Raw genomic sequence first — 14,327 nt, forward strand, 5'->3', positions numbered from 1 at the left:
GCGGCATGACCGTCCGGCCCGACTGCGAACGCCCGCCAACATCAGGGCACCCAACGAGGGAGGAGCACGAATGAGGAAACTGACCGGTCTGCTGCTGGCGAGTGCGCTCGCCATTCCGTCGATGGCCTACGGGCAGGAAACGATCCGGCTCACCGTCGCCTCGAGCCATCCGACCACGATTCCGTGGATCGGCATGATCCAGACCCATTTCATGCCCGAGGTCGATCGCCGTCTCGCCGAGACCGGCAACTACAAGATCGAATGGCAGGAAGCGTTCGGTGGCCAGCTCTACAAGGCCAATGCCACGCTGACCTCAGTACAGGAAGGCATTACCGACATCGGCTGGGTGTTCTCCTATCTCGAAGGCGCCAAGATGCCGATGAGCCAGATCACCGCCTACACCCCGTTCTCCACCAACAACGTGCCCGCCCAGCTCGACACGATCGTCGAGCTGTTCGAGAAGTTCCCGGAGTTCAGGAACGAGTGGGAGCAGTACAATCTCGTCTTCCTCGGTGCCACCGGGTCCGACAGCTACGACCTCTACACCAAGCGGCCGATCGCCTCGCTCGATGACCTGAACGGCATGAAGATCTCCGCGCCGGGCGTGCTCGGCACGTGGCTGCGCGGCCTCGGCGCCAACGCCGTGGACGGAGCGCTGACGACCTTCTACACCGACATCCAGACCGGCGTTTCGGATGGTGTCCTGTCGCTCGCCCTCGGGGTGTTGCCGACCAAGATCTACGAGGTTGCTCCGCACATCACCCGCGCCGATGTCGGGGTGGTGTTCTCCGGCGGTCTTGCCATCAACCGCGACAGCTGGGACGCACTTCCCGAGGAGGTGCAGCAAGCGCTGCTTGCCGCCGGCGCGTTCTATTCGAAGGCGCACGCGCAGGATCTGATGGACCGTCACGAGATGGCGCTGAAAAAGATCCAGGAGCTCGGCGCCAGCCAGAGCACGCCGGTGACACTGACCGTCATGTCGCCGGAGATGCGCAAGGAATGGGCCGACCGACTGCCCGATCTCGCCGGCGAGTGGGCAGCCGACGCCAAGGCGCGCGGGCTTCCCGGCGACGCGTTTCTCGCCGCCTACATGGATGGCCTGCGCGCGCGGGGCGAGAAGCCGCTGCGCGACTGGGGCGCGGCGGAATAGTCGTGGCCTGCGGCGGCGCCAGCAATGCCGACGCACGCTGACGGTCCCGGCGGCGGATCCGGCCGCCGGGAGACGTTCCTCGCCCGGCTGTGGACCCGCGGCGTTGACGGGCTGGCTGTCGTCGGCACGCTGATGATCGTCCTGCTGATGATCATGATTTGCGCGGACGTTGTCGCACGGAACCTCCTCGGCGGCTCGCTGCCGCTGATTTCGGAGCTCGGCGCGCTGACGCTGGTAATGATCGTCTATCTTCAGCTGGGTGCCGCGGTGCGCAATGACCGGATGGCGCGCACCGACATGTTCCTGACCGGCCTTGCCCGCACCCGGCCGCGCGCCGGTGCAGTCCTGTCCGGATTGTGGGATCTCGCCGGAGCGGCCGTCTGCGTCGGCATCGCCTGGTCGACGCTCGGGATCTTCCAGCGCGACTACGCGCATGGCGATTTCATCGGCGTCACCGGCGTCCTCACCCTGCCGACCTGGCCGTTCCGGATGCTGATCCTCGTCGGCATCACGGCTGCCATGGCGCAGTTTCTGGTCAGTGCGGCGGGCGCGTTCCGGCGGGCTGCCCGGCGGGCGGAGGGCAGACCATGAGCGGCGTCGAGATCGGCGTCGCGGCGATTGGCGCACTCATCGCCTTCATCGTGCTCGGGATGCCCATCGGCATCGCCATGATCGTCGTCTCGTTCGTGGCGGTGGCCTTCATCCGCAACGAGACGGTCGCGCTCAGGATGATCGGCTCGGTCGCCAACGACAGCCTGGAGGAATATCTCTACGCCGTGGTGCCGCTGTTCGTGCTGATGGGGCTGCTCGTCACCGTCTCGGGCGTCGGCAAGGACACCTTCGACGTCTTCGAGCGCCTGCTGCGGCGGGTGAAGGCCGGTCTCGGCATCGCGACCGTCTTCGCCAATGCCGTGTTCGCCTCCATCACCGGCATTTCGATCGCCTCGGCGTCGGTCTTCGCCCGCGTTGCGGTGCCGGAGATGACGCGGCACGGCTACACCCGCCGCTTTGCCACCGGGGTGGTTGCCGGCAGCTCCGTGCTGGGCATGCTGATCCCGCCCTCGCTGCTGATGATTGTCTATGCGGTGCTCGCCGAGGAATCGGTTGGACGCATGTTCCTCGCCGGCATCGGTCCGGGACTGCTGCTGGCCGCGCTGTTCTCTGCGACGGTGATGCTGATGGCGCTCTGGTCGCGGCGCTCGGTGTTCGAGCGCGATGCCGATACGCGCGACATCGCGCCGCTGCCAGTGGCCGCGCTCGTGTCGAAGGGCACGCCGATCCTCGTCCTGGTGACGCTGGTGCTGGGCGGGCTGTATGGCGGATTCCTCAACCCGACCGAGGCGGGGGCCGTCGGCGCCTGCGGTGCGCTGGTGATCGCGCTCCTGCGCCGCTCGCTCGATCCGGGACGCTTCTGGGCGCTGCTGGTCGAGACCGGGCAGGTGACGGTCTCGGTTCTGTTCCTGATCATGGCAGCCACCTTCTTCAGCCGGATGCTGGCGATGTCGGGGCTGCCGACGGCGCTGGCCCAGGCGCTGCTCGGCGAGGCCATCGGACCCTATGGCTTTCTGCTGATCTTCCTGGTGCTGATCATCGTCATGGGGTTCCTGATCGATTCGATCTCGATCATGCTGATCCTGCTGCCGATCGCGCTGCCGGTCGCGCGCGAAGCGGGATTCGACCTGATCTGGTTCGGCGTCCTCACGGTGGTCGCCGTCGAGATCGGGCTGCTGACACCGCCCTTCGGGCTCTCGGTCTACACCATCAAGACGGCGCTGGGCGACCGCAGCCTGGGGGTGGGCGAGGTGTTCCGCGGCGCCGCCCCCTTTGTCCTGGCGATGGTCGTCGGGCTCGCACTCATCGTGGCGTTCCCGCCGATCGCGGTGTGGCTGGCACGGCTCTAGGATTCGCCGACATGATGCATCTTCTCTGCCTTTCCGGGAGCCTCCGGGCAGCTTCCGCATCGTCCGCCGTCGTGGCGACACTCTGCGAGCGGCTGCACGGCGTCGCCACGACCAGCCGGTTCGATATCGGTGCGCTGCCGCACTACAACGCCGATCTGGAACCGCCGCAGGCGGTGCTGGCGCTGAAGTCGGAGATCGCCGCGGCAGACGGTCTGGTGATCGTCACACCCGAATACAATTACAGCGTTCCCGGCGTCCTGAAGAACGCCATCGACTGGGCCTCGCGGCCCGCCTATGCCTCGGTGCTCAAGGACAAGCCTGTGTTCGTCGCCTCGGTTTCCGGCGGCGCGCTCGGCGGTGTCCGGGCGCAGAGCCATCTGAAATACATCCTCGCCGGGACGCTGGCGCGGGTCTTCGTATGGCAGGAGGTCATCGTTCCCCACGCCAACACCAAGGTCGTCGACGGACGGCTCGCCGACGAGGCGATCACCGCGTTCCTGCTGGACGGCATTCGCGCCTTCATCGGCTCGATCGCGCGCGGTTGAGGAGCCTGTCGTCGGGCTCCGCCCTCAGGGCTCCAGCCGTTCGAGATAGGGCAGCGGATCGGGCCTCGCCTGGCTGACGACGGCATCGACGCGGGCGATGGCGCGGATATGCGAGATACGCAGGTGTTCGCGGAGGGCGGCGGCGGCCGCGTCGATGCGGCCGGCCTCGAGATGGGTGACGATGTCGAGATGTTCGGGCAGGATCGGTTCGCGCTCGAACAGCCGCGGCGTCCAACGGTACAGGAACCGGTGGGCAATCAGCAGCGACTGCTGCAGCGTGATCGCCTGCATGAGTGTCCGGTTGCCGCAATGGCCGAGCAGTTCGACATGCAGCTCCTCCTCGAGTCGATCGAGCGTCGCGCCGCTGATGGTCTCGGCCTCGGCAATCGCTGCCTCCAGATTGAGTCGTAGCCGCGTCGCCAGGCCCCCCGGCAGCCGCGGCGCCGCCTTGACCAGCGCCACCGGCTCGAGAATTGCGCGCAGCTCATAGAGTTCGCCGATGTGCTCCGGCGACAGCGCGGGGGCATACCAGCGCGAGCGTTCGTCCTTGCGAATGACGCCGCGTTGCTGGAGACGGCCGAGCACGTCGCGGGCGACCGTGCGGCTGACACCATAGAAGCGCGCCAGCTCCGCCTCGTTGACGCGCCACGTGGCGAACGAGATGCGGGCGATGATCTCGTTCTCGACCTCGCCATAGATCCGCTCCCAGCTCGACAGCGAGACCAGGCGGCTGTCGCCGGCGGGCGTCGCGCCGGTCCGATCGGCGGCGTCGATGACACGGGCCGCGGCGGCCGGAGCCTGCAGGACCACGTAGCCGCGGCCCTGCGCCTTGGCGACCCGGCCCCGCCGTTCGAGTTCCTTCAGAGCACGGCGGGCAGGCGCCCGGCTGATGCCGAACTGGGCGGCGACGAGCGATTCGTTGAGACGCGAGCCGGCCGGTATCGTGCCATCGGCGATCTGGTCGGCGAGAATGCCGAAGGCGCGCTCGTAGAGACGCGGCGCAGCGCCGGACGGACCGGTCGGCTCCGGCGCCGTGTCGTCGCAACCACGCCGATGGGCCATGCCGTCACGCAGTGCCGTCATGTCGACCGTCAGCCATCGGTTTGTTCGGGCGGCATTTTCTCTCCCCGGGAGTCGGCCCGATTTCTAGAGCATTTCTCGGGCAAGGGGAAAGTCCGGGAAAGGACCGAGCCGCCGCCTCCCACCGGAACCGACGCATCGCACGGATTGTCCGGAGCGAAAATTATGTATACTGCACACACTGGACATCCATGGTGGCCCGCGAATGGTGCGCGCGGCCTGTTCGGGAGAGTAGGACATGATGCCGGCAGGCGCGAACTGTCCGCACGGCAGCGACATCAATCCCATGGGGTGCGTGCCCGCGCCCATTGCGGATGATCCGGCATGATCGACACGGCGTCCATACCGGAGGGGCCCGTGGAGCTGCGCGCCGGTTCGGAGCGCCTCGCGCGCTTCTGCCGCGAGGTGCTGGCGGCGGCGGGGGCGGATGCGGCGAGCGCGGAAGCAGCCGCGCGGGCCATGCTGCACGGCTCGCGGCTCGGGGTCGACAGCCACGGCGTCCGCCTTCTGCCGCACTATGCCGCTGCGATCGCCGGCGGCCGGGTCAACGGCAGGCCTGCGATGCGGCTCGTACGCGAATGGGGGGCGGTGGCGACCCTCGATGCCGATGACGGCCATGGCGCGCTGGCGGCCTATACGGCCATGGACCATGCGGTGCGCATCGCCGAAGCCATGGGCATCGGTGCCGTCGCGATCACCCGCAGCTCGCATTTCGGGCCGGCCGGCGCCTATGCCCTCGCCGCGGCCGAGCAGGGAATGCTCGGGCTTGCCACCTGCAATGCCGACAGCCTGGTGCGGCTTCACGATGGCGCTGCGCGATTCCACGGCACCAATCCGATCGCTTGTGCCATGCCCGTTGCCGGGGAGGAGCCGTGGCTGCTCGACATGGCGACGAGTGCGATCCCCTACAACCGCGTCAAGCTCTACCGCAGTCTTGGCCGGGAGCTTCCCGAGGGGGTCGCCTCAACGGTTGCCGGGGAGGACACCGTGGATGCCAGCCGCGCCGAAATGCTGGCCCCCCTCGGCGGAGCCTTCGGATACAAGGGCGCGGGGCTGGCCGGGCTCGCCGAGATCTTCAGCGCGGTGCTGACCGGGGCCGGGCTCAGCTTCGAGCTGCAGCCGATGAACGACCCGGACATGTCGCGGCCGCGTGGGCTCGGAGCCTTTGTCATGGCGCTGCGTCCGGACGCCTTCATCGAGGGCGACAAGGTGGCGGCCCGGATGCGGCGCTATCGCGATGCGCTGCGCGCCTCGCCGGCGCGGCCGGGCGGCCGGGTGATGGCGCCCGGCGACCGCGAGTGGGACGAGGCACATCGCCGCGACAGGCTCGGCATTCCGCTCGACCCGGATACGGTCGCGGCCTTCCGGTCGCTGGCGGAGAGGTACGCGGTCAACCTGCCATTCTGAGAAGCGATTGGCCGGCACCGCTCCGAGAGCGGCCTGCCAGGACCGCCATTCCGGACGGCCGGCAGGCCGATCCGGGACAGGGAGGGCAGCAGCACAGGCCGGCAACGCGTCCCAAGTCTGGTGGTGCGGCTTCGCGTTCGGACGGGCTTGACGGTGCGTGGGGTGCGGATCGCGACCGCCGCTTGAACGTCAGATCGCCGAGATTCCGCCGTTGATGCTGATCGTCTGGCCGGTCATCCGGGCCGAGGCAGGGCTCGCCAGATGCACCACCATCGCCGCCAGATCATCCGGTTCGACCACGCCGAGGCTTGCCAAGGTCTCGGCCTTGCCGAACAGCCGGCCGCAGAACGGATCGGCCATCAGACGGTCGTAGAGCGGCGTGCCGCGCACGATGCTCGGTGTCAGGCAGTTGACCCTGATCCCGGAGCGCTTCGCCTCGTTGGCCATGCCGCGGCCGAACATCACGATTGCGGCCATCGCCGCGCCGATCACCGTTTCGCCCGGCGTGGCGATCTTGGCCGCGTCGGAGGCGAACAGGATGACCGATCCGCCGCCGCGTGCCATCATGTGCGGCAGCACCGCGCGGGCCGGCAGCACGATGCCGGCGACAATCATCTCGATGGTCGGCATGATATCTGCGATGTCGATCTGGTGCAGCAGCCGCGGCATCGGCTCGCCGCCGCCGGAGGAGACCAGCACGTCGATACCGTCCATCTCCGCCGCTGCGGCATCGGTCATCGCCTGCACGGCGTCAGGGTCGCGTGCATCGCAGCGGCGGAAGGCGATCCTCGCCTGCGGAAACCGTTCGGCGAGCGCCGCACGGGCCGCCTCGCCGCGTTGCTGGTTGCGGCCGACGATCGTCAGCCGCGGCAGGCCGGCGGCAAGCAGTGCGGCGGCACTGGCATGGCCGATGCCCGCCGTGCCGCCGACAACCAGCGCCGAGCTGTCGGAGAGCGCCCGGGCCGCCACCTCAGGCCACCTGTGTCCCGGTCTCGGCCACCGGGCGCTTGCGCATCAGTGCCGCGCGATCGCACGAACCGCAGTTGACGCCGTCCTGGTTGAACACCTCGTGGCGGAGCGTGACGATTCCTTCGCCGGGCCGGGTCTTGCTCTCGCGCTTGTCGAGAACGGTTGTGCGGACGTGGATCGTGTCGCCTTCGAACAGCGGATGGGTGAACTTCACGTCCGTCATGCCGAGATTGGCAATGGTGGTCCCGAAGGTGGTGTCGTTCACCGACATGCCGACCATCAGGCCCAGCGTCAAAAGACTGTTGACCAGCGGCCTGCCCCAGACGCTGTTCGCCGCCGCGTGCGAGTCGATGTGCAGCGGCTGCGTGTTCATCGTCAGGAGCGAGAACCACTTGTTGTCGGTCTCGGTGATGGTGCGCGTCCACTCGTGATTGAACACCATCCCGACCTCGAATTCCTCGAACCACAATCCCGCCATTGCTACTCCTCCGATTGGTGGGAGATCTCGACCAGCACCGCCTTGGCTGCCACCGTATCGCCGACCGCGCAATGGATGGCCGCGATCCGGCCGGCGACGGGTGCCGAAAGGGTGTGGACCAGCTTCATTGCCTCCATGGTCAGTACCGGATCGCCCTCGGCAACCATGTCGCCGGTGCGGACCGGGATGGCGGTGACGAGGCCGGGCAGCGGCGCGATCAGCATCCCGTCGGCGTCGGCGGCGGCCGCGGAGCGAACGGTGACGTCGATCGCCGGCGTGATGCGCGCCGCGATGACCATGCCATCGTGCGCAACGTGCAGCAGGTCGCCATCGGCGACCGCCGTCACCGGCCTGCCATCGATCACGATGTCGCCAGAGCGCGGAAGATGACCGAGGGCGATCGTCCGGCCGTCGATCAGTGCAGTGAATCCCCCGACCCCGCAGGCCATGTCGAGGGTCGCCTCGCCGAACTCGTCCTCGAGCACGAGCTCGAGGCAGGCGGGCCGGCGCGCGCCCATCACCCGGAAGCCGTCGCGCCGTGTCCATGGCGTGCCGCCGTCCGGCAGGTTCAGCGCCCAGATCGCGCAGGCAATCGCCCGCAGGTGCGCCAGCTTGCCGGCGTCCGGCCGCCAGCCGTCGGGAAAGGTCTCGGGCAGGAAGCGGGTCGTCACCTGGCCGGCGGCGAATGCCGGACGCGTGGCGCAGTCCTTCAGAAACGCCTGGTTGGTGGCCGGGCCGAGCACGGCAAGGTCGGCGAGGCCGCGTTCAAGCCGCGCGAGCGCAGACGCCCGGTCGGGGCCGTGGGCGATCAGCTTGGCGAGCATGCTGTCGTAGTGTAGCCCGATCTCGGTACCGGCCGCGATCCCGGTGTCGAAACGGATGCCGGCAGGGGCCGAGACCGCGACGAAGCGGCCGATCGCCGGCTGAAAGCCGAGATCGGGGCGCTCGGCGGCAATGCGCGCCTCTATGGCATGGCCCCTTGCTCGAATCTGGTCCTGGGCCAGCGGCAGCGGCAGTCCGGCGGCGACGAGCAGCTGCCACTCGACGAGATCGACACCGCAGATCGCCTCGGTGACTGGATGCTCAACCTGCAGACGGGTGTTCATCTCGAGAAAGTACGGACTGTCTCCTCCAGCCTCCATGATGAACTCGACGGTGCCGGCCGAGCTGTAACCGATCGCCCGGCAGAGCCTGAGCGCCGCCTCGAACAGCCGGGCGCGCGCGACGTCCGGCACGTTTGGCGCCGGTGCCTCCTCGAACACCTTCTGGTTGTTGCGCTGGACCGAGCAGTCGCGCTCGAACAGGTGGACGAGGTTGCCGTGGCTGTCGCCGAACACCTGCACCTCGAGATGACGGGGGCGGGCGATGAACTTCTCGAGCAGGACCGCATCGTCGCCGAAGGCAGAGCGGGCTTCGGTCCGGGCCTGCTCCAGCGCGGGGGTGAAATCCTCCGGCCGCTCGACGAGGCGCATGCCGCGCCCGCCGCCGCCGGCCGAGGCCTTGATCAGCACCGGGTAGCCGATCCGCTTTGCCTCGGCGGCGAGACGGTCCGGCGACTGGTCGGCGCCGTGATAGCCCGGCACCGTCGGCACGCCGGCGGCGATGGCGATGCGCTTTGCCTCGATCTTGGAGCCCATCGCGGCAACGGCGTCGGCCGAAGGTCCGACGAAGACGATCCCGGCCGCCTCGCAGGCACGGACGAAGCCGGCATTCTCCGACAGGAAGCCGTAGCCCGGATGGATGGCGTCGGCACCGGCCGCGTGGGCGGCGGCGAGGATCGCCGGACCCGCAAGATAGCTGGCGGTGGCGGGCGGCGGCCCAATGCGGTGCGCCTCGTCGGCGAGGCGGACATGCAGGGCGCCGGCGTCGGCGTCGGAGTAGACAGCGACGGTGCGCAGGCCAAGGCGCCGGCAGGTGGCAATGATCCGACAGGCGATTTCGCCGCGATTGGCGATCAGGACGGTGCGGATCGGGCGTGGGGCGGTGGCGAACGGACTCATGCCGGCATCACATCCTGTAGACGGGGCGCGGGCCCGGTTGCGGCGGCTGCATCGCTCCGACCGCCAGGCAAAGCGCCAGCACGGTGCGGGTATCGCGCGGGTCGATGATGCCGTCGTCCCAGATGCGGGCGGTGCAGTAGTAGGGATCGGATTTGGTCTCGAACATCGCGCGCAGCTCCGCCTCGTAGGCGGCCAGCTCCTCCTCGGTGGCGGGATTGCGCGAGATGGAGGCCCGACGCAGGTCCATCAGCACCGAGGAGCCGACATCCGGGTTCATCCCGCCGAGTCGGGCATTCGGCCACATGAACATGAAGCGGGGCCGGAAGCCGCGTCCGCTCATGCCGTAATTGCCGGCACCGTAGGAGCCGCCGGTGACCAGGGTGTAGCGCGGCACCCGGGTGTTGGAGACGGCATAGACGAGCTTGGCCGAATGCTTGGAGATGCCGCCGCGCTCGGCGTCCGAGCCGACCATGAAGCCGGTGGTGTTCTGCAGGAACAACAGCGGAACGTGGCGCTGGTCACACAGCTCGATGAAGTGGACGGCCTTCAGCGTGCTTTCCGAGAACAGCACGCCGTTGTTGGCGATGATGCCGACCGGCAGCCCCTCGATGTGGGCGAAGCCGCACAGCAGGGTATCGCCGTAGAGCGGCTTGAACTCGTGGAACTCGCTGCCGTCGACGATGCGGGCGACGATCTCACGCTGGTCGAAGGGGCGCGACAGGTCGGCGCCGACGATGCCCGGGATCTCGGCGGGATCATAGAGCGGCGGGCGGGGAGGGCGGATGTCGCCATGGAGGCGCTGCGGGAAGCTTAGCGCACCGACCATGTCGCGCAGCTTTGCGATCGCCTCGCGCTCGTCGGCGGCATAGTGGTCGGACACGCCGGAAACGGTCGCGTGCATGAAGGCGCCGCCGAGCCGGTCGCGGTCGACGATCTCCTTGATCGCCGCCTTGACGATCTGCGGACCGCCGAGATGGACCGAGGCGTTGCCGGCGACCATGACGAACTCGTCGGCCAGCGCAGGGATGTAGGCGCCGCCGGCGGTGCATTCGCCGAACACCGCGGCAAGCTGCGGCAGGCCCTCGGCGGACATGCGGCACTGGCGGTAGAAGGTGCCGCCGAAATGCTCCTGATCAGGGAAGACGTCCTCGAGGTTCTGCAGGTTGGCGCCGCCGCAATCGACCAGATAGACGACCGGGAGGCGGTTCTCGATGGCAATATCCTGGGCACGGATGTGCTTGCGGACGGTTTCCTTGAAGAACGATCCGCCCTTCACCGTGGCATCGTTGGCGATGATGACGCAGGTGACGCCCCGGATGGTGCCGATGCCGGTGACGATGCCGGCCGACGGCAGCGAGTTGTCATAGAGCCCCCACGCCGCCAGCGGCGACAGTTCGAGGAATGGCGTCATCGGATCGACCAGCAGGTCGATGCGCTCGCGCACCAGGATCTTGCCGCGGGCATGATGGCGGGCGATCATCTTCTCGCCGCCGCCGCCCAGCGCCCATTGGTATTTTGCCTGCAGGTCGGCGATCAGCCCGTCATAGACCCGCCGGTTCTCGCGGAAGGCTGGATCGTTGACGTCACAGCGGCTCTCAAGCACGGCCATCGGGTACCCTTTCGCTCGACATTGCAGCCGACCATGCGGGGCGGGCAGGCAGGCCCTTCATCCCAGCCACCGCTTGCGCCGGCGGTAGTGCTTGACCTCGCGAAAATTCCGGCGGCGGTCCTCGCCGGAGAAGCCGAGGTAGAATTCCTGGACGTCCTGGTTGGACTCGAGCTGGGCGCGTGGACCGTGCAGCACGATCCGGCCGCCGTCCATCACGTAGCCGTAGTCGCACTGGGCGATTGCCGCGCGCGCGTTCTGCTCGACAAGGAGCACGGTCAGACCCTCCTCGCGGCGGATCCGGCCGATGATCTGGAACAGCTGCTCGACAAGGATCGGCGCCAGCCCCATCGACGGTTCGTCGAGGATCAGGAGCTTCGGCCTGGCCATCAGCGCACGGCCGATCAGCAGCATCTGCATCTCGCCGCCGGACAGATAGCCGGCGGTCCGCTTCATCAGCGCAGGCAGGCGCGGGAAGTAGTGGAAGACCCGGTCGAGATCGGCCTTCACCGCCTTCTGGTCGGCGCGGCGATGGGCGCCGACCATCAGGTTCTGCTCGACCGTGAGATGCTCAAGCACCTTGCGACCCTCGAGCACCTGGACGATCCCGCGACCGAAGATCTCGTAGGGATCGCCATTGGTGATGTCCTCGCCGTCGAAGCTGATCCGCCCGGCGGTCACCTCGCCAAGATCGGCGTGGAGCAGGCCGGAGATCGCCTTGAGCGTCGTGGTCTTGCCGGCGCCGTTGGAGCCGAGCAGCACCACCATCTGTCCGTCCGGCACCTCCAGATTGGTCGAGCGCAGCACCTGGATGACGCCGCCATAGACCACGTCGACATTGCTCAGGGTCAATCCCATCGCCTGCTCCCGCTCAGTATCCCGCGCTCACCACTTGGTCAGCTCGGGCACGTCCATCCAGTCCTCGCCGAGCGGCTTGATCTCGCCGCCGACCACGATCTCGGCGGTCGACTTGATCTTGCCGATGGGGAAGGGCGCGGAGGTGTCGAAGTCGACGGTCGGCAGGGCGCCGAGCAGGTCGGCCTCGGTGAAGGTCCCGTCCAGCAGCGCCTGACGCATCGCCTCGCCGGTGACGTTGTCGGCGCCGACGGTCTCGATCGCCTTCTCGAGGACGCGCAGCGCGAGGATCGCCTGGGCCGCGGACTGGGCGGTGATGGTGCCCCATTCGCCATCCTTCTTGTTGGCTTCGAACACGTCGCGGATCGGCAACTCGGCCTTTCCGGGCGCGGCGAACGAGAACGCCGACATCGAGCCCTCGAGCTCCGACAGGCTGATTCCCTTCGACACTTCGGCAAGACCGTTGTGGGTCGACATGACGATCGGGATGTCGAGGCCCAGCTCCTGCAGCGCCTTGGCGACCGCGATCACCTGGGCTGTCGTGCCGCCGACCAGCAGCACGTCGGGCTCCTTCTCGGCCAGGGCGCGGACATTGCTCGTCACCGAAACGGGGGAGGCTTCGACCCACTGGGTATCGACCAGCTCGAAGCGGTCCGGATAGGTCTCGGCGAGATGCTTGATGCCGTTCACCTGATCGACGAAGCCGGCCAGCGTCTGGGTCGAGACGGCACCGATCCTGAGCTTGTCGCCCTTCCTTTCCTGGAGATGGGCGAACAGGCCGGCGAACTCGTGGCTGTAGGTCGGTCGGATCGAGTAGTGCCAGCCGTCGGGCGTCCACACGAGGCCGACCATCGCCGTGCCGATCAGCATCGGCACCTTGTCGTCGGGAAGACGCTTCATCAGCGTGGTGAGGTCGGGCGATCCGAAACCGAGATGCAGGATCGGCTTGTCGGAGGCCAGGATCGACGGCCAGGTGCGCGCGATCACCGCCGGATCGTAGCGCATGTCATAGATCTTGACGTTCACCTTGACGCCGAGGCCTTCGCCGACCTCCCTGTTCCACCAGTCGACGATGGTGTTGATGCCCGACATGGCGTTCGGCATCACATCGGCGAAGGGGCCGGAATAGTCGGCGCTGGCGCTCATCACGTATTCGGCGGATGCCGCCGGCAGGGCGGTGGCGGCAAGGAAGGCCGCCGCGAGTGCCGTTCGTCTCAGGGTCATTGCAGTCCTCCCGGGTGATGGGCCTTTGCGGCCCGATTGAGCTCCGGCCCCCCGCCGTCAGTTGCGGGGGAACGGCCAGAGCTGGAACGCGGCCCGCAGCACCGCCCATCGGTGTGCGAGGCCGCGCGGCTCGAAGATCAGGGCGATGAGGATGGCGGCGCCGAGCGCCACCGAGGTCAGCGCGAACAGCATGCCGCCGCTGGCGGCACCGCCGGCGTGCAGGATCGCGGTCGCGCCCCAGTGCAGGCCCTCCTGCACAGCCGTGATGAAGACGACACCGAGGATGGCACCGACCGGGCTGTGGATGCCGCCGACGATCAGCATGCCGAGGTACCAGACCGAGTCGAACAGGGTGAAGCTGTCCACCGTCACGAACTGGAGGAAATACGCGGTGCAGGCACCCGCGACACCGGCGAACAGCGATCCGGCGAAGAAGGCGAGGATCTTCATCTTCAGCACCGGGATGCCCATCACCTCGGCGACGATGTCGTTGTCGCGCACCGCCATCAGCGCGCGGCCGAAGCGCGAGCGCGGCAGGTTGAAGGCGGCAACCGTGAGGATGGCGACGAGGATCAGCGCGAAATAGTAGAGCTGCGTCGGGCTCGACAGCCGGATCCCGGCGATGCGCAGCGGCTCGACCGGCATGCCGACGAGTCCGCCGAGCCAGCTCGACGGCAGCGCCAGGATGATGATCGGGAACATCACCTGGGCGGCAAGCGTGGTCAGAGCCAGGTAGAAGCCCTTCACCCGCGCGGCCGGCAGCGCGAACAGGATCGAGACGAGCCCGGTGATGACGGCGGCGAGCGGCACCACCACGAAGACCGGGAGCCCGTAGCCGGACAGCTTGGCGGCGGCAAAGGCGCCGATGCCGACGAAGGCCGACTGCGCGATGTTGATCTGGCCGGCCATGCCGACGGTGGCGAACAGCCCGTAGACCGCCATCAGCGTGATGAACATGTGGGTGAACACGCCGAGCAGGTAGTTGCCGGCGAACTGCGGCATGACCAGCAGCAGCACGACGAGGGCTGCCGCCCAGATCTGCGCGCGGCGGGTCTTCAGAATGCGCGCCTCTGCGGCGTAGCGCTCGAAATGGATTCCGGTCGGCAGCATTG

The 14,327-nt window shown here is 68.1% G+C and carries 13 protein-coding genes; 5 read left to right on the plus strand and 8 right to left on the minus strand.

Annotated elements, in window-relative coordinates:
- Nucleotides 1-70: 70 nt before the first annotated feature.
- The 4 genes from EDC22_RS01420 to EDC22_RS01435 are packed head-to-tail and all read left to right on the plus strand — an operon-like array spanning nucleotide 71 to nucleotide 3,596.
- On the plus strand, nucleotides 71-1,150 hold the full coding sequence (locus EDC22_RS01420; protein WP_132804813.1) for a C4-dicarboxylate TRAP transporter substrate-binding protein: 1,080 nt from the start codon (nucleotides 71-73) through the stop codon (nucleotides 1,148-1,150).
- 24 nt (nucleotides 1,151-1,174) lie between these two features.
- Entirely contained in the window at nucleotides 1,175-1,741 is a 567-nt protein-coding gene (locus tag EDC22_RS01425; protein ID WP_132804814.1) for a TRAP transporter small permease subunit, read from the plus strand.
- Entirely contained in the window at nucleotides 1,738-3,051 is a 1,314-nt protein-coding gene (locus EDC22_RS01430; protein WP_132804815.1) for a TRAP transporter large permease, read from the plus strand. Before EDC22_RS01425 ends, EDC22_RS01430 begins: the two co-directional genes overlap by 4 nt.
- 14 nt (nucleotides 3,052-3,065) lie before the next feature.
- Nucleotides 3,066-3,596 (plus strand): NADPH-dependent FMN reductase, encoded by a 531-nt coding sequence (locus EDC22_RS01435; RefSeq protein ID WP_281048257.1) that lies wholly within the window; start codon nucleotides 3,066-3,068, stop codon nucleotides 3,594-3,596.
- A 24-nt stretch (nucleotides 3,597-3,620) separates the two neighbouring features.
- On the opposite strand, the gene EDC22_RS01440 is transcribed toward EDC22_RS01435, so the two are convergent.
- Nucleotides 3,621-4,679 carry a GntR family transcriptional regulator gene (locus EDC22_RS01440; protein WP_207903662.1) on the minus strand — a complete coding sequence of 353 codons (1,059 nt, stop codon included), beginning with the start codon at nucleotides 4,677-4,679 and terminating at the stop codon, nucleotides 3,621-3,623.
- A 321-nt stretch (nucleotides 4,680-5,000) separates the two neighbouring features.
- Between EDC22_RS01440 and EDC22_RS01445 the strand changes: the two genes are divergently transcribed.
- The gene (locus EDC22_RS01445; protein WP_132804817.1) at nucleotides 5,001-6,083 is read left to right on the plus strand and encodes an Ldh family oxidoreductase; all 1,083 of its coding nucleotides are present in this window, start codon (nucleotides 5,001-5,003) and stop codon (nucleotides 6,081-6,083) included.
- Nucleotides 6,084-6,272: 189 nt separating this feature from the next.
- Here the strand turns inward: EDC22_RS01445 and EDC22_RS01450 are convergent, their stop codons facing one another.
- The 7 genes from EDC22_RS01450 to EDC22_RS01480 are packed head-to-tail and all read right to left on the minus strand — an operon-like array spanning nucleotide 6,273 to nucleotide 14,325.
- On the minus strand, nucleotides 6,273-7,052 hold the full coding sequence (locus EDC22_RS01450) for an SDR family NAD(P)-dependent oxidoreductase (RefSeq protein ID WP_132804818.1): 780 nt from the start codon (nucleotides 7,050-7,052) through the stop codon (nucleotides 6,273-6,275).
- 1 nt (nucleotide 7,053) lies between these two features.
- Nucleotides 7,054-7,530 carry a MaoC family dehydratase gene (locus EDC22_RS01455; protein ID WP_132804819.1) on the minus strand — a complete coding sequence of 159 codons (477 nt, stop codon included), beginning with the start codon at nucleotides 7,528-7,530 and terminating at the stop codon, nucleotides 7,054-7,056.
- A gap of 2 nt (nucleotides 7,531-7,532) precedes the next feature.
- Entirely contained in the window at nucleotides 7,533-9,530 is a 1,998-nt protein-coding gene (locus EDC22_RS01460; RefSeq protein WP_132804820.1) for an acetyl/propionyl/methylcrotonyl-CoA carboxylase subunit alpha, read from the minus strand.
- Nucleotides 9,531-9,537: 7 nt separating this feature from the next.
- Complete coding sequence (locus tag EDC22_RS01465) at nucleotides 9,538-11,139, minus strand: carboxyl transferase domain-containing protein (protein WP_132804821.1); 1,602 nt, start codon at nucleotides 11,137-11,139, stop codon at nucleotides 9,538-9,540.
- A gap of 57 nt (nucleotides 11,140-11,196) precedes the next feature.
- Nucleotides 11,197-11,994, minus strand: a complete 798-nt coding sequence (locus tag EDC22_RS01470; protein ID WP_132804822.1) for an ABC transporter ATP-binding protein — start codon at nucleotides 11,992-11,994, stop codon at nucleotides 11,197-11,199.
- Nucleotides 11,995-12,021: 27 nt separating this feature from the next.
- Entirely contained in the window at nucleotides 12,022-13,215 is a 1,194-nt protein-coding gene (locus tag EDC22_RS01475; RefSeq protein WP_132804823.1) for an ABC transporter substrate-binding protein, read from the minus strand.
- Between the two features lie 57 nt (nucleotides 13,216-13,272).
- A complete protein-coding gene (locus EDC22_RS01480; protein ID WP_132804824.1) occupies nucleotides 13,273-14,325 on the minus strand; it encodes a branched-chain amino acid ABC transporter permease in 1,053 nt (350 codons plus the stop codon).
- Between the last annotated feature and the right edge of the window lie 2 nt (nucleotides 14,326-14,327).

Source organism: Tepidamorphus gemmatus (genome assembly GCF_004346195.1).
Lineage (GTDB): Bacteria > Pseudomonadota > Alphaproteobacteria > Rhizobiales > Tepidamorphaceae > Tepidamorphus > Tepidamorphus gemmatus.